Source organism: Caenispirillum bisanense, assembly GCF_900230255.1.
GTDB classification, from domain to species: Bacteria; Pseudomonadota; Alphaproteobacteria; order Rhodospirillales; family Rhodospirillaceae; genus Caenispirillum; species Caenispirillum bisanense_A.
Window position 1 is genome coordinate 24,537 of record NZ_OCNJ01000016.1, and the last position, 23,298, is coordinate 47,834.

At 70.7% G+C, this 23,298-nt stretch carries 20 protein-coding genes; 3 read left to right on the plus strand and 17 right to left on the minus strand.

From position 1 onward, the window contains the following. From tatB to CRP50_RS22850, 11 genes are all read right to left on the minus strand, one after another. Positions 1 to 498, minus strand: a complete 498-nt coding sequence (gene tatB, locus CRP50_RS22800) for a Sec-independent protein translocase protein TatB (RefSeq protein WP_097281512.1) — start codon at positions 496 to 498, stop codon at positions 1 to 3. Between the two features lie 77 nt (positions 499 to 575). Beyond that, entirely contained in the window at positions 576 to 845 is a 270-nt protein-coding gene (locus tag CRP50_RS22805) for a twin-arginine translocase TatA/TatE family subunit (protein ID WP_097281513.1), read from the minus strand. A gap of 103 nt (positions 846 to 948) precedes the next feature. Next, positions 949 to 2,070, minus strand: coding sequence for an ABC transporter ATP-binding protein (locus tag CRP50_RS22810; protein ID WP_097281514.1), 1,122 nt, complete (start codon positions 2,068 to 2,070; stop codon positions 949 to 951). A gap of 25 nt (positions 2,071 to 2,095) precedes the next feature. After that, the gene (locus tag CRP50_RS22815; protein WP_245913654.1) at positions 2,096 to 3,823 is read right to left on the minus strand and encodes an ABC transporter permease; all 1,728 of its coding nucleotides are present in this window, start codon (positions 3,821 to 3,823) and stop codon (positions 2,096 to 2,098) included. 135 nt (positions 3,824 to 3,958) lie between these two features. Continuing rightward, positions 3,959 to 4,630 (minus strand): SMC-Scp complex subunit ScpB, encoded by a 672-nt coding sequence (gene scpB / locus CRP50_RS22820; RefSeq protein WP_097281547.1) that lies wholly within the window; start codon positions 4,628 to 4,630, stop codon positions 3,959 to 3,961. A gap of 63 nt (positions 4,631 to 4,693) precedes the next feature. Continuing rightward, positions 4,694 to 5,527, minus strand: coding sequence for a segregation and condensation protein A (locus tag CRP50_RS22825; protein WP_097281516.1), 834 nt, complete (start codon positions 5,525 to 5,527; stop codon positions 4,694 to 4,696). A 9-nt stretch (positions 5,528 to 5,536) separates the two neighbouring features. Further along, positions 5,537 to 6,238 carry a site-2 protease family protein gene (locus CRP50_RS22830; protein WP_245913656.1) on the minus strand — a complete coding sequence of 234 codons (702 nt, stop codon included), beginning with the start codon at positions 6,236 to 6,238 and terminating at the stop codon, positions 5,537 to 5,539. A gap of 2 nt (positions 6,239 to 6,240) precedes the next feature. Further along, positions 6,241 to 7,263: a beta-N-acetylhexosaminidase gene (gene nagZ / locus CRP50_RS22835; protein WP_416045220.1), complete on the minus strand. Its 1,023-nt coding sequence runs from the start codon at positions 7,261 to 7,263 to the stop codon at positions 6,241 to 6,243. Beyond that, positions 7,253 to 8,362, minus strand: a complete 1,110-nt coding sequence (locus CRP50_RS22840; RefSeq protein ID WP_097281518.1) for an SPOR domain-containing protein — start codon at positions 8,360 to 8,362, stop codon at positions 7,253 to 7,255. The genes nagZ and CRP50_RS22840 overlap by 11 nt, the downstream gene beginning before the upstream one ends. Next, positions 8,362 to 10,161, minus strand: a complete 1,800-nt coding sequence (argS, locus tag CRP50_RS22845; protein WP_097281519.1) for an arginine--tRNA ligase — start codon at positions 10,159 to 10,161, stop codon at positions 8,362 to 8,364. Before argS ends, CRP50_RS22840 begins: the two co-directional genes overlap by 1 nt. Next, positions 10,158 to 11,330, minus strand: a complete 1,173-nt coding sequence (locus tag CRP50_RS22850) for a deoxyguanosinetriphosphate triphosphohydrolase (RefSeq protein ID WP_097281520.1) — start codon at positions 11,328 to 11,330, stop codon at positions 10,158 to 10,160. The genes argS and CRP50_RS22850 overlap by 4 nt, the downstream gene beginning before the upstream one ends. 178 nt (positions 11,331 to 11,508) lie before the next feature. Here CRP50_RS22850 and erpA point away from each other — a divergent pair, with 178 nt between their 5' ends. Next, positions 11,509 to 11,865 (plus strand): iron-sulfur cluster insertion protein ErpA, encoded by a 357-nt coding sequence (erpA, locus tag CRP50_RS22855; protein WP_097281521.1) that lies wholly within the window; start codon positions 11,509 to 11,511, stop codon positions 11,863 to 11,865. 22 nt (positions 11,866 to 11,887) lie between these two features. On the opposite strand, the gene CRP50_RS22860 is transcribed toward erpA, so the two are convergent. Beyond that, entirely contained in the window at positions 11,888 to 12,601 is a 714-nt protein-coding gene (locus CRP50_RS22860) for a hypothetical protein (RefSeq protein ID WP_097281522.1), read from the minus strand. 167 nt (positions 12,602 to 12,768) lie between these two features. Here CRP50_RS22860 and xth point away from each other — a divergent pair, with 167 nt between their 5' ends. Both xth and CRP50_RS22870 read left to right on the plus strand, forming a co-directional pair. Further along, a complete protein-coding gene (gene xth / locus CRP50_RS22865) occupies positions 12,769 to 13,551 on the plus strand; it encodes an exodeoxyribonuclease III (protein WP_097281523.1) in 783 nt (260 codons plus the stop codon). A gap of 136 nt (positions 13,552 to 13,687) precedes the next feature. Then, positions 13,688 to 16,177, plus strand: coding sequence for a cation:proton antiporter (locus CRP50_RS22870; RefSeq protein WP_097281524.1), 2,490 nt, complete (start codon positions 13,688 to 13,690; stop codon positions 16,175 to 16,177). 45 nt (positions 16,178 to 16,222) lie between these two features. Here CRP50_RS22870 and CRP50_RS22875 read toward each other — a convergent pair whose 3' ends face one another. From CRP50_RS22875 to CRP50_RS22895, 5 genes are all read right to left on the minus strand, one after another. Then, positions 16,223 to 17,092, minus strand: coding sequence for a bacteriohemerythrin (locus tag CRP50_RS22875; RefSeq protein WP_176525314.1), 870 nt, complete (start codon positions 17,090 to 17,092; stop codon positions 16,223 to 16,225). Between the two features lie 23 nt (positions 17,093 to 17,115). Beyond that, positions 17,116 to 18,969 (minus strand): dihydroxy-acid dehydratase, encoded by a 1,854-nt coding sequence (gene ilvD / locus CRP50_RS22880; protein WP_097281526.1) that lies wholly within the window; start codon positions 18,967 to 18,969, stop codon positions 17,116 to 17,118. A gap of 130 nt (positions 18,970 to 19,099) precedes the next feature. After that, positions 19,100 to 20,002 (minus strand): HAD-IIA family hydrolase, encoded by a 903-nt coding sequence (locus CRP50_RS22885; protein WP_097281527.1) that lies wholly within the window; start codon positions 20,000 to 20,002, stop codon positions 19,100 to 19,102. Between the two features lie 16 nt (positions 20,003 to 20,018). After that, positions 20,019 to 20,576, minus strand: a complete 558-nt coding sequence (locus CRP50_RS22890) for a hypothetical protein (protein ID WP_097281528.1) — start codon at positions 20,574 to 20,576, stop codon at positions 20,019 to 20,021. A gap of 15 nt (positions 20,577 to 20,591) precedes the next feature. Beyond that, a complete protein-coding gene (locus CRP50_RS22895) occupies positions 20,592 to 23,246 on the minus strand; it encodes a valine--tRNA ligase (protein ID WP_097281529.1) in 2,655 nt (884 codons plus the stop codon). Between the last annotated feature and the right edge of the window lie 52 nt (positions 23,247 to 23,298).

Sequence of the window (23,298 nt, forward strand, 5' to 3'; positions counted from 1 at the left end):
TCAGGCGCCCCCTTCGCCGCCGGCGATGCGCCGCGGCTCGTCCGCCGCCGGCGCGGCCGGAGCCGAAGCAGGCGCGGCGGCGGGGGGTGCGGCCGAAGCCGGCGCCTGGGCGGGCGCCATGTCCGCCACCGGACGCGCCGGGTCGTCGGTCGGCCGCGCTTCCGCCGCCTTCGCCGCCTGGCGCGGCACGGTGTTGAGATCGAGGTCCTTGCGGGCCTCGTTCAGGTCTTTGGTGAAGTCGCCGGTCGGGTCGACCTGCTTTTCGATTTCGCGGCCAAAATCCATGGTGCGCGCCTTCTTCAGGCCGTCGCGCACCTCTTCCAGTTCCGCCTCGCGGACGACGTCGTCGATGTGGCGCTGGAACTCGCGCGCCATGCCGCGGATGCGGCGGGTCCAGCGGCCCAGCGTGCGCAGGGCCGTCGGAAGTTCCTTGGGACCGAGGATGATCACCGCCAGCACGATGATCAGGCCGAGTTCATCCCAGCCGAGGTCGAACATTCAGGAAACCTTCGGATAAGGGTCGAAGGCGTCGGCGGCGCAGCCTCGCGGGCGCGCCGCCGCACGCGGCTGCGGGATCAGCCCTTGGCGCCCGCCTCGTCGCGCTCCTTGTTCACCGGCGCGGCGCCGGTGGTGTTGGAGGTGGTGGCGGCACCGCCCTCGATGGACTTGCGCTCGGTGGTCGTGGCGGAGGCGTCGTCGGTGTCGTCGCCTTCCTTCAGACCCTTCTTGAAGGCGTTCACGCCCTTGGCGACGTCACCCATGAGCCGCGGAATCTTGCCGGCGCCGAACAGGACCAGGACCACCAGCAGAACGATGATCCAGTGCCAGATGCTGAAAGTACCCATAGACCATATCTCCGAAACTGACTTGTCTGCGCCGCGTCAAGGTTCGCGGATCATCGCAGAAACCCCAGGCCACCGCAACACGCGGGGCGATTGCCGATTTGTGTCAGTCCTGGCCCGCCGGATAGACGAAGGCAAGACTGCGGTCGAGCGACACTTCCAGCCGTTCTTCGGGCGGCGGAAGGTAGCGTCCCGGCACCCGCGCGTGCAGGTGCAGGCCGGCCCCGTCCGGCGTCTCCACCTGCAAGTGGACGAGGCTGGTACGGCCGAGCATGCGCGAGGCGAGCACCCGGCCGACCACGTCGGGCGACGCACCGTCCTCGATGGCCGCCAGTTTCAGCGCTTCGGGCCGCACCATCACGGTGGCGGCGGCCCCGGAGATCAGCCCCCGGCCGTCGAGCGGGCCGAGCGGCGTCTCCACCTGCCCGCCCGCCCCGACGCGGGCGGCGAACTCGTTGACTTCGCCGAAGAAGCGGGCCGCGAAGGCCGTCTTCGGATAGCAGTACAGCTCCACCGGCGATCCCATCTGCACGATGCGGCCGCGGTTCATGAGCGCGATGGCGTCGGCCATGAACATCGCTTCCTCGGGGTCGTGGGTGACCATCACGGTCGCCACCCCGCTCGCCTTCAGCACGTGCAGCGTCTCGTCCCGCACCTGATCGCGCAGCCGGCGGTCGAGGCCGGAGAACGGCTCGTCGAGCAGCATCAGCTTCGGCTCCGGCGCCAGCGCGCGGGCCAGGCCGACGCGCTGCTGCTGGCCGCCCGACAGGGTATGCGGGTAGGCCTGGATATAGTCGGCCATGCCGACCTGCGAAAGAACTTCGCGGGCGCGTTCCTGCTTTTTCTTTCGGGGCATCCCTTCGAGACCGAAGACGACGTTCTCTTCCACCGAAAGATGCGGGAACAGGGCGTAGTCCTGGAACAGGAAGCCGACGTTGCGGCGCTCCGGCGGCACGAAGCTCTGACGGTCGGCGACCAGCATGCCGGCCACCCGCACCTCGCCCTCGGTCGGCGCCTCCAGGCCGGCGCAGATGCGCAGCGTGGTGGTCTTGCCGCAGCCCGAGGGGCCGAGCAGGCACAGCAATTCACCGGGGCCGACGGTCAGCGACACGCCGTCCACCACCGGCTCGCCGCCGTAGGAATGGCGCACGCCCTGAAGCACGAGGCCTGCCTTGTCGGGGTCGACCTCGCCGCGCAGGGACACGGGACGGATGGGGTCGATCCTCATGGGCGGCGGTCCTCGGGGTTGGCTGTCACTGGCGGGCGCTGCCCGGCCGCGACCGGGCGATGGCGAGGCTGAGGAGTACCACCGGCACGATGCCGACGGCAACGATGGCGAGGGCCGCCGGCGCCGCCTCGGCGAGGCGTTCGTCGGTCGCCAGTTCGTAGGCGCGCACGGCCAGGGTATCGAAGTTGAAGGGCCGCATGATGAGCGTCGCCGGCAGTTCCTTCATCACGTCGACGAAGACCAGCAGGGCGGCGGTCAGGATGCTGCCGCGGATCATGGGCAGGTGGACGCGGCGCAGGGTCGACAGCGGCCCGTGGCCGAGGGTGCGCGAGGCCCCTTCCAGGTTGGCCGTCACCTTGCCGAGCGAGGCCTCCACGGCATTGTACGACACCGCCAGGAAGCGCACGAGGTAGGCGTAGATCAGCGCCGCCATGGTGCCGGTGAGCAGCAGCCCGGTGCCGATGCCGAAGGTCGCCTTCATCCAGGCGTCCAGGGTGTTGTCGAAGGACGTCAGCGGCACCAGCACGCCGACGGCGATCACCGAGCCCGGCACGGCGTAGCCGAGGCTCGCCACCCGCACGGCGGCGAGCGTCGCGGGGCTCTTGCGCATGCGCTGGCCGTAGGCGAGCAGCAGGCCGATGGCGGCGGCGGCGACGGCCGCCGTGCCTGCCAGCGTGAAGCTGTTGAGCGCCCGGTCCCAGAACCGCCCGCCGGCCATGACCTCGCCCCAGGTGTCCACCGCCCACAGCGCCAGCACCCACGACGGCACCACGAAGCCGAGCACCAGCGGCAGGGCACAGCCCACCACGGCGGCAGCCGCCTTCCAGCCGGTCAGGGGGATGCGCGGCAAGGCGCGGATGCGGGTGGACATGTGCTGGTAGCTGGCCCGCCCGCGCGACCACCGCTCCATGAGCACCAGGGCGAAGATGAACAGCATGAGCACCGCACCCAGCTGCGCCGCGGCGGCGGCGTTGCCGAGGCCGAACCAGGTGCGGTAGATGCCCGTCGTGAAGGTGTCGACGGCGAAATAGGCGACGGTGCCGAAGTCGTTCAGCGTCTCCATGAGCGCCAGCGCGGTGCCCGCCACGATGGCCGGCCGCGCCATGGGCAGGGCGACACGGAAGAAGCTCTTCCACCGGCCGCAGCCGAGCACCCGGCTCGCCTCCATGGCGCAGACCGACTGCTCCAGGAAGGCGGCCCGCGCCATCATGTAGACATAGGGGTAGAGCACGAGGCTCATCATGGCGATTGCGCCGCCGAGCGAGCGCAGCTCGGGGAACCAGTAGTCGCGTCGGCTGGTCCAGCCGAACACCTCGCGCAGGGCCGTCTGCACCGGGCCGGCGAAGTCGAGCAGGCCGGTGTAGGTATAGGCGATGACGTAGGCCGGCACCGCCAGCGGCAGCAGCAGCGCCCACTCGAACATGCGCGCGCCGGGGAAGCGGCACATGGTGACGAGCCAGGCGGTCGACACGCCGATCAGCAGCACCCCCGCCCCGACGCCCACCATGAGGCCGATGGAGTTGAGAATGTAGCGCGACAGCACGGTGTCGGCGAGGTGGCTCCAGACGTCGCCGGTCGGCACGAAGACGTGGGCGAAGACCACCAGCACCGGCAGGGCGATGAGCCCCGCCACCAGCAGCACGGCGACGCTCCACCAGCGGCTGCCGGTGGCCCGGCGGCGACTGCGCACCGCCGCTCCCGCTTCGGGCTTGCCGACGTAGTCTGGAACGCTGACCTGCTGCACCTGCGACACGATGCTCGACGACCCTTTCTGCGGCCTGTTCAGAGGCGCCGCGGCCCACCGGCGCCGGCGCATCCCGTCACTTTGGTGCAAGCCATTCTCAATTTCAAGACCTTAGTCGCCGTGTGGTGTTGAAGGCTGGCCCGGCTACTCGTCGTCGCCGAGCATGTCGAGCTGGTCTTCGGGCTCGTCCGGCGCGTCTGTATCGACGAACTCGCCGGTGTCGTGGGCGCGGGCGCCGTAGGCGGCGATGGCGGGGCGGGCGTCGAGCAGGCCGGCGGCCTTCAGTTCCTCGATGCCCGGCAGATCCTTCACGGTCTCCAGGCCGAAATGGTCGAGGAAGCGGTCGGTGGTGCCCCAGGTGAGCGGCCGGCCGGGGGTGGCGCGACGGCCGCGCGGGCGGATCCAGCCGGCTTCCAGCAGGGTGTCCATGGTGCCCTTGGACAGGGCGACGCCGCGGATCTCCTCGATCTCGCCGCGGGTGACGGGCTGGTGGTAGGCGATGATGGCCAGCGTCTCGACGGCGGCGCGCGACAGGCGGCGGGTCTCCACCGCGTCGGTCTTCAGGTGCTCCACCAGGTCGGGGGCCGTGCGGAAGGCCCAGTGGCCGCCGGCCTGGAACAGCTGCACGCCACGGCCGCGGTACTGCTCCTGCAGGGTCGCCAGCACCTTCTTCACGTCGATGCCGGCCGGCAGCTTCTCCTTCAGGCCTTCCACCGACACGGGCTCGGCGGCGGCGAAGACCAGGGCCTCGACGATGCGCACGGCGTGGTCGAAGTCGACGTCGAGCGACCCCTGCCGGGCGCCGGGAGCGGCCACCGGCGCGGCGGCGGGGCCGGGCGAATCGTCGAGCACGTCCAGGTCGGGGGTGTCGTCCACGGGTCAGACCTCCTCGATGCGCGGGGTGCGCGGCGGGCGGATGCGGATGGGCGAGTAGAAGCCGCCATCCTGGCGGACCTCCAGCTTGCCCTGCTTGCACAGTTCCAGCGTCGCGATGAAATGGGCGCACATGGCGGAGCGGCGCATGAGCGGCTCGCCGATGCCGGTGGGCAGGAAGTCGGCCAGCGCGCTCCAGTCGGGAATGGCGCCCAGCATGGCCTCCAGCCGCTTGATGGCGTCGTCCACCGAATAGAGCGTCAGCGGCTCGATCTCGAACTCGATCTTGGTGGTGCGCTTCTTGTGGTCGGCGTAGGCGCGCAACAGGTCGTAGAGCGTGACGTCGTAGACCGAGCGCGACACGCCGCCGACATCCTCGGGCGCGCCGCGGACGAAGCGGCGCTGGCCGACGCGCGGCATCTCCAGGAACTTCTCGCCGGCGTCCTGCATGGCCTCCAGGCGGCGCAGCTGGAATTGCAGGGCGGCGGCCAGTTCCTCGCCCGAGGGCTCCTCGTCCTTCTCCTCGGGCGGCAGCAGCAGGCGCGACTTCAGATAGGCGAGCCACGCCGCCATCACGAGGTAATCGGCGGCCAGTTCCAGGTGCTGTTCACGCACCGCATGGACGAAGGTCAGGTACTGCTCCGCCAGCGCCAGGATGGAGATATTGAGCAGGTCGACCTTCTGGTCGCGGGCGAGCGTCAGCAGCAGGTCGATGGGGCCTTCGAAGCCGTCCAGATCGAGCATGAGCGCGGCCAGCCCGTCGCCCTCCTCCGCCGCGCCGTCGGCGGCGGGGCCGGCCCGCCGCGGCGGGTCTTCCTCGAAGGGCACCGGATCGGCCATGGTCGGCCCTTACACGAGTCCGAAGACGGTGAGCAGCACGCGCATCATGGCCTGCACCGGCACCCCGACGATCCACGACAGCACGTTCAGATCATACCCGATCTGGCCGCCGATCAAGGGCAGAAGGAACAGCAGGCCGAGCAGGATGAGGATGCCGAAGCGCTCGGTGCGCGCCAGCCGGACGGCGAGCGGCCGCGGCAGCAGGCCGACGGCGATGCGCCCGCCGTCCAGCGGCGGCAGCGGGATCAGGTTGAACGCCATGAGCACGAGGTTGATGGTCATGGCGTTGATGAGGTTCAGGTACCACCACTCGGCGGCGGCGTGCGGCATCAGCGGCACGGTATAGATGAGCGCCGTGGCGATGGACGCCATGATCAGGTTGGACCCCGGCCCCGCCGCCGCCACCAGCACCATGTCGCGGCGCGGGTTGCGCAGGTTGCGGAAGTCCACCGGCACCGGCTTGGCCCAGCCGAACAGGAAGGGTGCGCGCAGGAGCAGCAGCAGCGCCGGCAGGATCACCGTGCCGAAGGGGTCGACGTGGCGCAGCGGATTGGCCGAGATGCGCCCGGCCAGCCGCGCCGTCGGGTCGCCCAGCTTGTCGGCCACCCAGCCGTGCGCCGCCTCGTGAAAGGTGACGGCGAAGAGGACCGGCAGGACCCAGGTGGAGGCCACGCCGATCCACCCGAAGGCATCGCCCATGAAACCGTCCATGATCAGGCCGCCCGCAACAGGCGGTCCAGCTCGGCCAGCGTCTCCGCCGCGTCCAGCCGGGCGAGGCGCTGCTCGCGGAAACGGCCGAGGCGCGCGGCACGCAGTTGCCCGGCGGTGTCGAGCGGCCGGCAGCCCTCGGCGACGGCGGTCATTTCGTCCCGGTCGCCGTTGCAGTGGAGCACGAGGTCGCAGCCCGCCGCGAGGCTGTCGGCGGCGCGGTCCTGGAACCGGCCGGTCAGCGCCTTCATGGACAGGTCGTCGGTCATCAGCAGCCCTTCGAAGCCCAGTTCGCCGCGCACGATCCCGCCGATCACCGCCGGCGAGGTGGTGGCCGGGCGATGGGCGTCGAGCGCCGTGTAGACGATATGGGCCGTCATGCCGTAGGGCGCATCCTTGAGGGCGCGGAAGGGCACGAAGTCGGTGGCGCGCAGCTCCTCCAGCGAGGCGTCGACCACCGGCAGGTCGAGGTGGCTGTCGGCGACGGCGCGGCCGTGGCCGGGGATGTGCTTGACCACCGGCATGACGCCGCCGTCGAGCAGCCCGGCGCAGGCGATGGACGCCAGATGCGACACCACCGCCGGATCGTGCCCGAAGGCGCGGTCGCCGATGATGTCGTGCGAGCCCTGCACCGGCACGTCGGCGAGCGGGTAGCAGTCGACGTCGATGCCGAGCGCCGCCAGCTCCACCGCCAGCAGGCGGGCGTTCAGGCGCACGGCATCGGCCGCCGCCTTCGGGTCGCGGGCGTAAAGCTCTACGAAGGGCGCCATGGAGGGGGCGTCGCGCCAGTGCGGCGGACGCAGGCGGCGAACCCGGCCGCCCTCCTGGTCGATGAGCACCGGCGCCTCGCGGCCGACGCAGCCGCGCAGGTCGGCCACCAGGGAGGCGACCTGCTCCGGCGTTTCCACGTTGCGGGCGAACAGGATGAAGCCGTAGGGGTCGGCGTCGGCGAAGAAGGCGCGCTCCTCCGCCGTCAGCCGCGGCCCCGACAGCCCGAAGATGGCGGCGAGCGGGGCCTTAACGGACAACAATGCAGCCGACCTTCCGTGCCGCCAGCTTGTCGCACAGCGCCTTGGCTTCGGCCGCCGAGGCGAGACCCTTGGCACGCACGCGGTAGAACACGCCCTTGGCGCCCAGGTCGGCGCGCTGGATGTCCATGTTCAGGTTGCCGAGCAGATCCTTGTTGGCCGCCACCGCCTGGTTCCAGGCGGCGCGGGCCGAGGCCTCGTCCTTCAGGGCCGCCAGCTGCACCATCATGCTGCCACCGCCGGCGGGCGCCGCAGCGACCGGAGCCGGGGCCGGCGCGGGAGTCACGGCAGCCACCTGCGGCTGCGGCGCAGGCGCCGGAGCCGGCTTGGGGGCCGGGGCGGGCGTCGGGGCCGGAGCGGCGGGGGCCTGGGCCTGCGGCGCCGGCGTGGGCTGCGCCGGGGCGGTCACCACCGGCGCCGGCGGCGTCGGCACGGGCTGCGGCGTGGGGGCCGTGGCCACCTGCTGCTCCGGCACCGGCGCGGGCTCGGCGGGCTGTTCCTCGGCGACGGGCTCCGACGGCGGCGGCGGGGCGGTCGGTGCCGCCGGCTGCGCCAGCAGGTTCTCGACACCACCCTCGGCCTGGCTGTTCTGGCCCAGGCGGTCGTAGACCATCTTGTCGGTGTTGGGCACCTGCATGCCGCCCGGATCGGCCGGCCGCACCTTGTAGGGCTGGCCGTCGGCGGCGATCACCGGCGTCTGCGCCACGGTCTGCTCGGGCTCGGGCTTTAGGAACAGGTACCAGCCGGCGATGCCGGCGGCGACGGCGCCCACCACCACGGCGATCATCACGCCGCGCGAGCCGCCGGAGCGGCTCTCGGGCTCGTCGTCGTAGTCCTCGGGCTCGTCCTCGACGTCGTCGTCCACCGCCGGGCCGGCCGACAGGCGGGCGCGCGGCGCCGCACTCGCGGGCGCCGGCGGCGGATCGAACTCGTCCTCGGGGCCGAAGTCGTCGGCGGGGTCGGCGGGGTCGGCCTGGGTGGCGCGCGGCGCCAGACGATCGGGGATCAGGTTCAGGAAATCGTCGTCGTCAGTGCCGTCGGACCCGGACCCCGATCTGGGCGCGCCGAGGCCGGGCTCCTTGCGTTCGCTGGGGGCCATTACCGCATCTCCTCAACAGGATCCACACCGAAGACTGCGAGGCCAGACGCTATCACCGTCGCCACGCCCTGCACAAGCGCAAGGCGCGCAAGGCTCAGCTCGCGATCCTCGGGCAGCAGGAAGCGCAGTTCGGTGTGATCCTTGCCCTTGTTCCACAGGCCGTGGAAGCCGGCCGCGACGTCGTTCAGGTAGTAGGCGACGCGGTGCGGCTCGTGCGCCTCCGCGGCACTTTCCAGCAGGCGCGGCCAGCCGGCGAGCGTGCGGATCAGCGCCATCTCGTCGGGGTCCACCAGCCGCTCCACCGGCGCGCCGGCAAGCGCCTCGGCCGTCACCGTCGCGTCGTCGAACATGTCGGCCGCCGCATGGCGCAGCACCGAGCGGGCGCGGGCGTGAGCATACTGCACGTAGAACACCGGGTTGTCCTTGGACTGCTCCAGGACCTTCGAGTAATCGAACTCGAGCGGCGCGTCGTTCTTGCGGGTCAGGATGATGAAGCGGACGAGATCCTTGCCCTTGCCGCCGCTGCGCTCGTTCAGCTCGTCCACCACTTCGCGCAGGGTGATGAAGGTGCCGGCGCGCTTGGACATTTTCACGGGCTCGCCGTTGTCCATCAGCTTGACCAGCTGGCAGAGCTTGACGTCGAGCGTCGCCTCGCCGGCCGAGACGGCCTTCACCGCCGCCGCCACGCGCTTGACGTAGCCGCCGTGGTCGGCGCCCCACACGTCGATGAGGGTGCGATAGCCGCGCAGGTACTTGTCGCGGTGATAGGCGATGTCGGACGCGAAATAGGTGAAGCTGCCGTCGCTCTTCATCAGGGCGCGGTCGACCTCGTCGCCGAAGTCGGTGGCCTTGAACAGGGTCTGCGGGCGCGGTTCCCAGTCGTCGGGCAGCTTGCCCTTGGGCGGCTCCAGCACGCCTTCGTAGATCAGGCCGCGCGCCTTCAGGTCATCGAGCACCGACTGCACGGTGCCGGCGTCGACCAGGCCCTTCTCCGAGGTGAAGACGTCGTGATGCACGCCGAGCACGGCCAGATCTTCGCGGATCAGCGCCATCATCTCGTCGATGCCGAAGGCCCGCAGCGCCGGGCGCCACTCGTCCTCGGCCACGTCGGCCCACTTGGCGCCGTCGCGGGCGGCCAGCTTCTCGGCCGGCGGCACCAGATAGTCGCCGCCGTACTCGATCTCCTTCGCCGCCAGCTTGGCGTCGAACTGCGCCTGCGTCTCGCGCCCGCAGGCGACGAGGTAGCGGGCGTAGAGCGCGTCGGCCAGCTTGTCGACCTGCGCGCCGGCGTCGTTGATGTAGTATTCCTTGCAGACCTCGTAGCCCGCCTTGGTCAGCAGCAGTGCCAGCGCATCGCCCACCACCGCTCCGCGGCCGTGGCCGACGTGCATGGGGCCGGTGGGGTTGGCCGAGACGTATTCCACGTTCACCTTGTGGCCGCTGCCCATGGTGCTGTCGCCGAAGCGCACGCCCTGGCGCAGCACCTCGCGCAGCACGCCGCGCCACACGCCTTCGTCCAGGCGCAGGTTGATGAAGCCCGGCCCGGCGACCGAGGCTTCCGTCACGCCCGGCACGGTGGCGAGCCTGGCGACCAGCGCATCCGCCAGATCGCGCGGCTTGAGGCCGGCGGGCTTGCTCAGCACCATGGCGGCGTTGGTGGCGATGTCGCCGTGGCTGGCGTCGCGCGGCGGCTCGGCGGTGACGCGGCTGAAATCGAGCCCCGCCGGCAGAGTGCCCGCGCCCACCAGGGCTTCGAGCGCCGCGACGATGTGATCCTTGTAGACGTTGAAAAGGTTCATGGTTTTACCGATGGGTCGAACAATCTGGTGTGCTCGTCGAGCGCGAAGCGATCCGTCATCCCGGCGATGTAGTCGGCCACCTGGCGGGCCGTCTTGCGGCCGCGGGGGCCGTCGCACGGAAGCTGCCAGTCGGGCGGCATCAGGTTCGGTTCGGCGACGAAGAGGGCGAACAGGTCCTTCACCACCCGCTTGGCCTTGGAGGTCATGCGGTTGACGCGGAAGTGCCTGTACATGTTGGGGAACAGGAACGCCTTCAGCGCCCTGTCGTGGGCCACGATCTCGTCGGAGAAAGCGACCAGCGGCCGGCCGAGCAGCCGCACGTCCTCGGGCCGCTCCGGGCGGGCCTCGGCGATGCGGCGGGAGGTTTCGGCCACCAGGTCGTCCACCATGACGGTGATGATGCGGCGGAAGCTTTCGTAGATCAGGCGGTGCTCGTCGATGCCGGGATAGCGCGCCATCACCTCGCGGAAGATGGGGCCGACCAGCGGCAGGGCGAGCAAGTCGTCGATGCGGAACAGGCCGGCGCGCAACCCGTCCTCGATGTCGTGGGCGTTGTAGGCGATGTCGTCGGACAGCGCCGCCACCTGCGCCTCGGCGGAGGCATAGGTGTGCAGTTCCAGGTCCTGGCCTTCCGAGTATTCCACGATGGCCTTGGGCAGCGGCTTGCTGTCGGGGCGGCCGACCAGCGGGCCGTTGTGCTTGACCAGCCCTTCCAGCGTCTCCCACGTCAGGTTGAGGCCGTCGAACTCGGCGTAGCGCCGTTCCAGCTTGGTGACGATGCGCAGGGACTGGGCATTGTGGTCGAAGCCGTCGTACTCGGCGAGGCAATCCTGGAGGGCGAACTCGCCGGCATGGCCGAAGGGCGTGTGGCCGAGGTCGTGGGCCAGCGCCAGCGCCTCCGCCAGATCCTCGTTCAGGCCGATCATCCGGCAGATGGCGCGCGCGACCTGGCTGACCTCCAGGCTGTGGGTCAGGCGGGTGCGGTAGTGCTCGCCCTCGTGATAGACGAAGACCTGCGTCTTGTACTTCAGCCGCCGGAAGGCGTTGCAGTGGATGATGCGGTCGCGGTCGCGCTGGAAATCCGAGCGTGCGCCGGCCGGCGGCTCCGGATGAAGCCGCCCGCGCGACCGGGTCGGATCACAGGCGAAGGGCGCCAGGGTGCTCGTCATGGCGGCGACACTACAGGGGCCGCGCCACCCTGGCAACCACCGCCGTGCGGCGGTGCGGCATTCCCGCACACCGCCCCTTCCTGGAATGGTTCCACCTTGCGGAAAAGGCGCGCGCGGCCTAGATTCCGCTCGACCGCACCCTCCCCCGCTCTCTCCAGGTTCCAGAGGATCGAGACCCATGAGCGACACCGAAACCCTGGCCCCGGCCACCGGCATCTCCATGACCGAGTCCGCGGCCGCCCGGGTGCGCACCCTGATCGCGCAGGAGGCCAAGCCGGGCCTGATGCTGCGCCTGACCGTGTCGGGCGGCGGCTGCTCCGGCTTCCAGTACGGCTTCGACCTCGACGCCGCCGTCAACGACGACGACACCGTGGGCGACTTCCACGGCGTGCGCCTAGTGGTGGACGAGGCGAGCCTCGACCTGCTGCAGGGCTCGGTGGTCGATTACGTGGAAGACCTCATGGGCGCCGCCTTCGTGGTGAAGAACCCCAACGCCACCGCCACCTGCGGCTGCGGATCCTCGTTCGCGATCTGACGCGGGGACGGGCGTCGCCGCCTCACCAGGCGTCGCAGCGCTGCTGCAGGCCGTGGTAGTTGTCGGCCGTGTCGATGGCGGCGTTGCGCAGGCGGTGCTCCGCCCGCAGCGCTTCCAGCGGCTGCGCCAGCGCGGCGTTGATGACGCCGGCCGCGAGGCTCTTGGCCTCCTGCGCCGTGGCCGCCCACCGCACCCCCATGCCGTCGCCCGCCCGCCGTACCGCGCGATCGAGGTGCGGCGCATGGCGCATCAGCACCTCGCGGGTGATGGCGACGTGCTCCAACTCGTGGTCGTGCACGGTGGTATAGGCGCAACTGCCCGGCCGGAAGTCGGCGGGGATGTAGACGCGCAGTTCCGGATAACCGATCTCCACCCGCGCCCCCTGCAACTGGGCGCACCAGCCGCCGCCGGGTGCCGGCCAGGTGGCGGTGCGCGTCGCCGTGCGCACTTCCAGGCTGCTTTCCGTCAGGCCCACCGTCGTCCAGCCGCCGGTGGTCATGCGGGCGTTGTCGCTGCCCTGGAACAGGGTGGTGAGCTGCATCTTGTCGCGGCTGACGTCGAGCACGACGCGGCCGGGATCGAGCACCACTTCGGTCTCCACCGGACCGTGCGGCACCGCGCGGCAGCCGGCCGCCGCGGAAGCCTGTGCCGCAGGCGCGGCGGCGAGCAGCAGGAAAGCCGCCGCGGCGCCCGCGCGCACGACGACACGCCCCGCGGAGACGAACTCCGTCAGCATGATGACCTCGACTCTCTCTCGTCTGTCGTCGACGGGGCAGCCGGTGCGGACCCTGCCCTGGGCGGTCCGTCGCGGCGGTTCATGAGGCTTACCCGGTAGGCACCGTTCCGGGCTTTGTGCTACCACCGTCGACACCGCATCCTGCCACGCCGAACGGAAGCAAGTCCATGCTCAAAATCGCCGCCTGGAACGTCAACTCCATCAAGGCCCGCCTGCCGAAACTGACGGACTGGCTGGCCGAGGCGCAGCCCGACGTGGCCCTGCTGCAGGAGATCAAGACCGTCGACGACGGCTTCCCGCTCATGGAGATCCGCGCCGCCGGCTACGAGCACTGCGCCGTGTGCGGCCAGAAGAGCTACAACGGCGTCGCCATCCTGTCGCGCCACCCGCTGACCGAGGTGCGCCGCGGCCTGCCCGGCGAGCCCGAGGACCAGCAGGCGCGCTATGTGGAAGCGGTGGTGGACGGCCGCATCCGCGTCGCCTCGGTCTACGTGCCCAACGGCAATCCGGTCGACACCGAGAAGTTCCCCTACAAGCTGCGGTGGATGGAGAACCTGCGCCTGCATGTCCAGCGCCTGCTGACGGAAAGCGACATGCCGCTCTTGGTGGGCGGCGACTACAACGTCTGCCCGACGGACGACGACGTCTACGACCCCGACGGCTGGAGCAACGACGCCCTGTGCCGGCCGGAGAGCCGCGCCGCCTTCCGCGCCCTCCTGTGGCTCGGCCTGACCGACACCTACCGCACCCTGCACCCGGAGCCGCACCGCTACACCTTCTGGGACTACCAGCAGGGCGCCTGGCAGCGCGACCTGGGCCTGCGCATCGACCACCTGCTGCTCGACGGCCGGGCGCTCGACCGGGTGCGCGCCTGCGTCATCGACAAGGGTCCGCGCGGCCGCGAGAAGGCCTCCGACCACACCCCCATCTGGGCCGAGATCGAGGTCTGACACCGGCAGCCGCGCCCCCTCCGATCACAGGGCGCCGGCGGCGGCGTCCACCCCTAACATCCGCCCTACCCCCGCCGGACGCGCCGCGCTAAGGTGAGCCGCCCGCGGGGGAAGCGGGTGGAACGGGGGACGACGAATGGCGATGGGCGGCATCGAGCTGGCGGTGCTGGGCGTGGCGGGGCTGCTCGGCCTCGTGATCCTGCTCGTGCCGGCGGCGGCGCGCCTGAACGTGCCGTTCTCGCTCGCCCTCGCCGTGTTCGGCATGGTGCTCGGCGTCGCCGCCGAGGCCCTGCCGCCCGGCCTGCTGGCCGCCGGCCTCGACGCCTTCCACCTCTCGTCGGACGCCTTCATCGTCCTGTTCCTGCCGGTGCTGCTGTTCGAGACCGCCGTGGTGGTCGACGTGCGCCGGCTGATGGACGACATCACCCCCATCCTGCTGCTGGCGGTGGTCGCCGTGGTGGTCTCTACCGCCGTCGTCGGCCTCAGCCTCGCCGCCGTGTCCGACGTCGGGCTGATCGCCTGCCTGCTGCTGGCCGCCATCGTCTCGACCACCGATCCGGTGGCCGTCGTCGCCATCTTCCGCGACCTCGGCGTGCCGCACCGCCTGAGCCTGCTGGTCGAGGGCGAAAGCCTGTTCAACGACGCCGCCGCCATCGTGCTGTTCACCCTGTTCCTCGGCATGCTGACCGGCGAGCGCCAGCCCGACCCGGTGGCGGCCGTGGGCGCCTTCGCCTGGGGCTTCGCCGGCGGGCTCGCCGTCGGCTGGCTGGCCGGGCGCGCCCTCTTCCTGCTGGTGAGCGCCCTGCGCGGCCACCGCTTCGCCGAGATCACGGCGACGGTCGCCGCCGCCTACCTCGTGTTCATCGTCGGCGAGCACGAATTGCACGTCTCGGGCGTCGTCGCCGTCGTCACGCTGGCGCTCGTGCTGAGCTACGAGGGCCGCACCCGCATGTCGGCGCAGACCTGGACCAGTCTGGTGGACGTGTGGCAGCAGTTGGGCTTCTGGGCCAGTTCGCTCGTCTTCGTGCTGGCGACCCTGCGGGTGCCGGAAATGCTGCGCGCCATGACCGGTGCCGATCTGGTGCTGCTGGCCGTGCTCGTGGTGGCGGCGTTGGCGGCGCGGGCGCTGGTGCTGTTCGGCCTGCTGCCGGTGATGACGCGCCTCGGCCTCGCCCAGGGCATCAGCCGGCCGTTGCGCGCCGTCGTGTTGTGGGGCGGCCTGCGCGGCGCCGTGTCGCTGGCGCTCGCGCTGGCGGTGGTGGAGGCGCCGGGCGTGCCGGCGGCGACCCGCGACTTCGTCGCCGTGCTGACCACCGCCTTCGTGCTGTTCACCCTGTTCGTCAACGCGCCCCTGCTCGGCCCGCTGATCCGCTGGCTCGGGCTCGACCGTCTGTCGCCGGCCGATGCCGCCGTGCGCGGCCGCGCCATCGCCGCGGCGCTGGCGACGGTGCGCGGCCGCATCGACGAGGCGGCGGAGGACTACGGCCTCGACCCCACCCGCGCCGCCGCTGTCGCCGCCCGCTACACCGAACGCCTCGCCGCCGCCGAAGCGGAAGCCTCGCCCGAGGGCGGCACCGACGAACGCCTGCGCGCCGGCCTGCTCATGGTCACCGGGCATGAGGCGGCGCATACCCTCGCCCAGTTCCGCGACGGGATCCTCTCAGGCCGCATGGCCCGCCGCCTGATGGCCGAGACGGCGCGGCTGGAAGACGCCCTGAAGACCACCGGCCTCGACGGCTACGCCGCCGCCTGCACGGCCGCCCTCGCCTTCTCGCCGCGTTTCCGCCTGACCCTGGTGCTGCAGCGCCGCTTCGGCTGGGACCGGCCGCTGGCCGCGGAACTGGCCAACCGCGCCGAGGCCCTGCTGCTGACCCAGACCACCCTGCGCCAGTTGCGCGCCTTCGCCGCCGACCGGCTGGCGGCGGTGATGGGCGGCGCGGCGGCGGCGGCTTGCGTGCAGGTGCTGGACGCGCGGGCTGAGGGCGTGGAGAAGGCGCTGGACGCCCTGCGCCTGCAATACGGCGGCTTCTTCCAGGCGCTGCAGCAGCAGTACCTGGAGCGCGCCGCCCGCCGCGTCGAGGAAAGCGAATACCGCCGCCTGCGTGCCGACGGCGTCATCGGGCACGAGGTGCACCGCGACCTGCTCGCCGACCTGCGGACCCGCGCCGCCGCCCTCGCCCGCCGGCCGCCGCTGGACCTGGACCTGGAGCCGGCGGTCCTGCTGCGCCGCATGCCGCTGTTCGACGGCCTGAGCCCGACCGACCTCGCCGCCGTCGCCCGCCGCCTGCGGCCGCGCCTCGCCGTGCCGGGGGAACTGGTGGTGCGCAAGGGGGATCGCGGCGAGGCCATGTACTTCATCGCCTCGGGCGCAGTCGAGGCCAAGGTGGCACCGGCCCCCGTGCGCCTCGGCACCGGCGATTTCTTCGGCGAACTGGCGGTGCTCACCAAGGCGCCGCGGCGCGCCGACATCGAGGCCCTGTGCTTCTGTCAGCTGCTGGAGCTGCACGCCCGCGACCTGGACGCGCTGACGCGCACGTCGCCGTCGCTGAAGGCCGCCATCCACGACACCGCCCGCCGCCGCCTGGATGCGGCGGACAGCCTGCAGCGGGCGGCGGAAGCGGTGTAGCGGCGGCCGTGGCCGTGGCCGTGGCGGTAGCCGTGGCGGCAGCCGTCAGCGGCTGAGGGCGCTGGTGGCGGCGTCGAGGAAGCCGCGCGCGGTGATGGGCTTTTCCAGGAAGTCGTCGACCCCGGCCGCGACGGCGCGGTCGCGCACGTCGTCGTCGGAATAGCCGGACATCATGATGATCTTGGCCTGCGAGCCGCCGGCCCGCGCCTGGCTCACGAACTCGATCCCGTCCATGGCTTCCATGCGCCAGTCGCACAGCACCAGGTCGGGCACCGCCGCCGCCAGGGCGGCCAGCCCTTCCTCGCCGTTGCCGGCCATGGTGATGTCGCGCACGCCGAGGGACTTGAGGATGGTCTGGATGATGATCTGGAAGTTGCGGTTGTCTTCCACCACCAGCACTTTCACCCGCGCCCAGTCCACCAGCGGGGCGCCGTCGTCCTCGTAATCGTCGCCCTCGGCATGGTCGAAGGCGACGCCGGTGGCGGCCTTGATCGCCACCTCGTTGCCGACGCAGGCGCCGCGGTAGGCCATGTCGTGGCCGTTGATGTGGTCGACCAGCCAGGACCGCAGGAAGTTGAGCACTTCCTCGCCGTGGACGCTCTCCGGGTCCTGCTCGAAGCGGGTGCGGATGGCGACCACCTGGGCCGTCAGGTCACGGTGCAGCGCCTTGTGGCCGGCGAGGCCGCCGTAGCCGGCGACCTCCTGCAGCCGTTCCTCGCGGGCGAAGTGGTACTCGGTGTAGTCCACGAGGGAGTTCAGCACGCTGCCGAGCGTCGCCTTCTCCTCGCGGTCACCGACCGTCTCGAACACCTGGTTCAGCAGCGAGACCAGGACCTTGTGATCGGCATCGATGATCGGGATGCCGATCTTCAGGTCTTCGGTCCACTCGATCGGCCGCACCTCAGCAGTACCCACTTGCGCCCCCTCCCTGTCTGCGCTCAGCTCTTTTCGAGCTGGCTCACGTCGCGCACCGCCCCACGCGCCGCGCTGGTGGTCATGGCAGCATACGCCCGCAGCGCCTGACTGACCACACGCTCCCGCTTCACCGGCTTCCACGCCGCCGCGCCCTTGGCCTCCATGGCCGCCCGACGGTGCGCCAGTTCCTCGTCGGACAGGCGCACGGCGATGGTGCGGTTGGGGATGTCGATGTCGATCATGTCGCCCTCTTCCACCAGCCCGATGGCGCCGCCTTCGGCCGCTTCCGGCGAGGCGTGGCCGATGGACAGGCCCGAGGTGCCGCCCGAGAAGCGGCCGTCGGTGACCAGGGCGCAGGCCTTGCCGAGGCCCATGCTCTTCAGGTAGCTGGTCGGGTAGAGCATTTCCTGCATGCCGGGGCCGCCCTTGGGGCCCTCGTAGCGCACCACCACCACGTCGCCTTCCTTGACGACGCCGCCGAGGATCTTGGCGACCGCCTCGTCCTGGCTCTCGCAGATGACGGCGGGGCCGGAGAACTTCAGGTTGCTCTCGTCGACGCCGGCCGTCTTCACGATGCAGCCTTCCAGCGCGATGTTGCCGTACAGCACGGCGAGGCCGCCGTCCTTGCTGTAGGCGTTCTCGGCCGAGCGGATGACGCCCTTGGCGCGGTCGCGGTCGACCTCGGTGTAGCGGCGGTTCTGGCTGAAGGCTTCCGTCGTGCGCACGCCACCCGGCGCGGCACGGTAATAGGTGTCGACCTCGGGCGCCGCCGTGCGCACGACGTCCCACTTGTCGATGGCGTCGGCCAGCGTTTCGGCGTGCACGGTCGACACGTCGGTCGCGAGCAGGCCGGCGCGCTCCAGCTCGCCCAGGATGCCGTAGACGCCGCCGGCGCGGTGGACGTCCTCCATGTGGATGTTCTGCACCGCCGGGGCGACCTTGCACAGCACCGGCACCTTGCGCGACATGCGGTCGATGTCGGCCATGCCGAAGGGCACGCCGCCCTCCTCCGCCGCCGCCAGCAGGTGCAGCACGGTGTTGGTGGAGCCGCCCATGGCGATGTCGAGCGCGATGGCGTTCTCGAAGGCCTTCACGGTGGCGATGCCGCGCGGCAGCACCCGCTCGTCACCCTGCTCGTAGTAGCGCTTGGTGATGCGCACGACGGTGCGGGCGGCTTCCAGGAACAGCTCGCGGCGGTCGGCGTGGGTGGCGAGCACGCTGCCGTTGCCGGGCAGCGACAGGCCGAGCGCCTCCGTCAGGCAGTTCATGGAGTTGGCGGTGAACATGCCCGAGCACGAGCCGCAGGTCGGGCAGGCGGACCGCTCGTAGGCCTGCACGTCGGCGTCGGAGACCTTCTGGTCGGCCGCCACGATCATGGCGTCGATCAGGTCGATGGCGTGTTCCTTGCCCTCCAGGATGACCTTGCCGGCCTCCATGGGGCCGCCCGAGACGAACACGGTCGGGATGTTCAGGCGCATGGCGGCCATGAGCATGCCCGGCGTGATCTTGTCGCAGTTGGAGATGCACACCAGCGCGTCGGCGCAGTGGGCATTGACCATGTATTCCACCGCATCGGCGATCAGCTCGCGCGACGGCAGGCTGTAGAGCATGCCGGCGTGGCCCATGGCGATGCCGTCGTCCACGGCGATGGTGTTGAATTCCTTGGCGACGCCGCCGCTGGCCTCGATCTCGCGCGCCACCAACTGGCCCAGGTCCTTCAGGTGCACGTGGCCCGGCACGAACTGGGTGAAGGAATTAGCGATGGCGATGATGGGCTTGCCGAAGTCCTCTTCCTTCATGCCGGTGGCCCGCCACAGGCCGCGGGCGCCGGCCATGTTGCGGCCGTGGGTGGACGTGCGGGAGCGGAACTCGGGCATGGTCGGTCTCCGGTAAGCCGCAGAACTTATGCGGGAATTTTCGGGCGTCACAAGAGTTTTATACGCTTAAGCGCCCAGGGCTTTACAATCAAGCCCCGCCATGCGCCGGCGAAGAAATTTCATTCAAGATTCAGGGCGTCTTCGCGACATAATCGGGAAGAAGCCCCGCCTCCCGGCAGCGCGCCAGCGTATCCTGCCCGGCCAGGAAGCCGCATTCCACCAGCACCACCTTCATGCCGGCCCCACGGGCACCCAGCACGTCGGTGTGCGGGCTGTCGCCGACCATGAGCATGCGGTCGCGGGCGACGTCGGGGAAGCGTTGCCCCACCAAGTCGTAGACGGCGCGGAAAGGCTTGCCGAGGAAGGTGACATCGGTCAGGCCGCGCTCCGCCAGTTCGTGGGCCGGGTGGCCGGGTTCCAGCGAGATGCGGCCCTTATATGGGCAGGCGACGTCGGGATTGCACACGATCATCGGCCGCGGCCGCTCCGCCAGCGCATCGGCCAGCAGGGCGGCGTGAGCCTCGTCCCAGAAGTTGTTGTCGACGAACAGGAAGCCGTCCACGGCGGCGTAGTCGGCGGCGGTCGCCTCCGCCCCCAGCGGTCGACAGTCGGCGAAGCGGGCGGCGATGTCGGCGGCATGGCTCGTCACCACGCCCCAGGGGCCGGGCGCGCGCTGCGCCATGACCTCGGGCAGCAGCGAGCGGCCGGAGATGATCTCCTGCGGCGTCACGTCGTAGCCGCGGGCATTGAGGCCTTGCGCGACGCCCTCCGGCCCGTGGGTGACGTCGTTGGTGACGACGCACAGGCGCTTGCCCATCTCGCGCAGCGCCCGGAAGGCCGCGAGCCCCTCCGGCAGGGCCTCGCCGCCCAGGTGCAGCACGCCGTAGGCGTCGAACACCACCAGGTCGAAGCCGTCCACCACGTCGAGCAGCCCGGCCACCCGGCGCGGTTCCACCGGCGGCGGGAAGGCCGGCAGGCGGGGACGCGCGGCGAGGTAGACGCGCCAGGCGTCCTCGAAGGTGACGGACAGCATGACGGGTACTCTCTCCTCAGCTCGGGTCCAGGTCGTGGGCGTCCAATTCCTTCTGGAGGCCCTTGGCACGCGCCTTCAACTCGTTCTCCAGGCGGCGCACCTGGCGGTGCAGGTCGTCCATGCGGCGCAGCGCCGCCTGCCGCCGCTCGTCGCGGAAGCGGCCGAGGGGCGAGCGGACGAACAGCGCCCCCATGATCCACAGCAGCACGAAACCCGCCGCCATGATGGCGACCGCCGCCCAGACGCGATCCGGCGCCTGCCCGATGGCCAGCGCGGTGCCCCACACGCCGATGGTCGACAGCGCCGCCCCGCCGAGCAGCACCAGCCGGTCGAGGACGCGGCTGTCCTTGGCCTGCTCGCCCTCCACGGCGCGCACGGCGTCGGCGATCTCCTGCTTCGCCATGGCCTGCCAGGACTTGAACGACACGCCGGCGGAGGCGGAGCGCTTCTCGCGGATGAAGCGCTCCAGCTTGGTCACCACCACCTCGGCCCGTTCGTCCGGCGTCGGCGCGCCGGGTGGCCGCGGGGCCTTGCCGGCCCCGCCTGCCCTGCCCTTGGCGCCCTTGCCGGCCACGGCGACGACCGCGTCTTACAGCGCCGCGAGACGGTCGAGCGCCTCGGCGAGCTTCGCCTTGGCGGCTTCCGCCTCGGCCAGACGCTCGCGCTGCTCCTCGACCACCTCCGGCGGCGCCTTGGCGATGAAGCCCTCGTTGCCGAGCTTCTTCGCCAGCTTGTCGATCTCGCCGCCGACCTTGGACAGTTCCTTGCTCAGGCGCGCCTTCTCCTGGTCGACGTCGATGACGCCGGCCAGCGGCAGCAGGGCCGTCGCCTCGCCGATGACCACCTGCGCCGCGCCCTTGGCCGGGGCGTCGTCCACCGCCTCGACACTCTCCAGGCGCGCCAGCGTCTGGACCAGCGCAGTGTGGCGCGCGAGGCGCTCCTTGGTGGTCGCGTTGGCGTCCTTCAGCAGCAGCGGCAGGCGGGCGCCCGGCGGCACGTTCATCTCCGACCGCACCGAGCGGACGGAGGTGACGAGGTCCACCACCCAGTCCATCTCCGCCACGGCATCCGGCGCGGCGAGGCCGCTGTAGTCGCCCCAGGCTTCGGAAATGAGCATGCCGGCGCGCTGCTCGCCGCCGATGGCGCCCCACAGCTCTTCGGTGATGAAGGGCATGAAGGGGTGCAGCATGACCAGGATGCGGTCCAGCACCCAGGCCGCCGTCGCCCGCGTCTCGGCCTTCAGCGCCTCGTCGGTGCCGTTGAACACCGGCTTGGCGAATTCCAGGTACCAGTCGCAGAAGGTGCCCCACACGAAGGCATAGGCGCCCTGCGCGGCATCGTTGAACTTGTACTCGTCGATGCCGACGGCGACCGCCTCCGCCGCCTCCGCCGTCTTGGCGACGATCCAGCGGTTGAGCGTCAGGGTCACGCCCTTGGGGTCGAAGCCGGCCTGCGGGCGGCACTCGTTCATCTCGCAGAAGCGGGCGGCGTTCCACAGCTTGGTCGCGAAGTTGCGATAGCCGGCGACGCGCTGCTCGCTCATCTTGATGTCGCGGCCTTGAGCGGCCATGGCGGCGAGCGTGAAGCGCAGGGCATCGGTGCCGTACTGGTCGATGATGACCAGCGGGTCGATGACGTTGCCCTTGGACTTGGACATCTTCTGGCCCTTCTCGTCGCGGACCAGGGCGTGGATGTAGACGTCCTTGAACGGCACCTCCTGCATGCCGTAGTGGCCGAACATCATCATGCGGGCGACCCAGAAGAAGATGATGTCGAAGCCCGTGACCAGCACGTCGGTCGGGTAGTAGCGCGCCAGCTCCGGCGTCTGTTCCGGCCAGCCGAGGGTGGAGAACGGCCACAGCGCCGAGCTGAACCAGGTGTCGAGCACGTCGGGGTCGCGCGTCAGCTCCACACCCGCCTTGCCGTAGTGCTTTTCGGCGGCGGCGCGGGCTTCGTCCTCGGTCTCCTCGACGAAGATCTCGCCGTCGGGGCCGAACCACGCCGGCACCTGATGGCCCCACCAGATCTGGCGGCTGATGCACCACGGCTGGATGTTGCGCATCCACTCGTAGAAGGTGTTCTCCCAGTGCTTCGGCACGAAGCGGGTGCGACCTTCCTCGACCGCCTTGATCGGCTCCTGCGCCAGGGTCTTGGCGTCGACGAACCACTGGTCGGTCAGCCACGGCTCGATGACCACGCCCGAGCGGTCGCCGTAGGGCACCGTCATGGGGTTCTCGTCGATCTTCTCGAGCAGGCCGAGCGCCTCGATCTCGGCGACCACCTTCTCGCGCGCGGCGAAGCGGTCGAGGCCCTGGTAGGCCTCGGGCGCGTTCTCGTTCACGCGGGCGTCGCGGTCGAAGATGTTGATCATGGGCAGGTCGTTGCGGCGGCCCACCTCGAAGTCGTTGAAGTCGTGCGCCGGGGTGATCTTCACCGCGCCCGAGCCCTTCTCGGGGTCGGCGTACTCGTCGGCGACGATGGGGATGCGGCGGCCGACGATGGGCAGCACCACGTTCTTGCCGACCAGATCCTTGTAGCGCTCGTCCTCGGGATGGACGGCGACGCCGGTGTCACCCAGCATGGTTTCCGGGCGCGTGGTGCCGACGGTGACGAACACGCCGTACTGGCCTTCCACCGGGTAGCGGAAGTACCACATCTTGCCCACCGTCTCGCGCTGCTCGACTTCCAGGTCGGAGATGGCGGTGTGCAGCTTGGGATCCCAGTTGACCAGCCGCTTGTCGCGGTAGATCAGGCCCTTGCGGTGCAGGTCGACGAAGATCTTGCGCACGGCGGCGGACAGGCCGTCGTCCATGGTGAAGCGCTCGCGCGCCCAGTCCGGCGAGGCGCCCAGGCGGCGCAGCTGGCGGGTGATGGTGCCGCCACTCTCGGCCTTCCACTCCCACACCTTGTCGATGAAGGGGCCGCGGCCGAGGTCGTGGCGCGTCACGCCGTCCTTCTCCAGGCGGCGCTCCACCACCATCTGCGTCGCGATGCCGGCGTGGTCGGTGCCCGGCTGCCACAGGGCATCGCGGCCCTTCATGCGGTGGTAGCGGATCAGCACGTCCTGCAGCGTGAACGTCAGCGCGTGGCCCATGTGCAGGCTGCCCGTCACGTTGGGCGGCGGCATCATGATGGTATAGGGCTTGGCGGACGAGGCGGGATTGCAGGCGAATACACCGGACGATTCCCACCGTTCGTACAGCTTCTCTTCGACTTCGGCGGCGTTGTAGGTCTTGTCCAGCATCGCGATGGTCTTCCCGTTGGTGGCTGCGACGGTATGGGGGTTGCGTGTCACG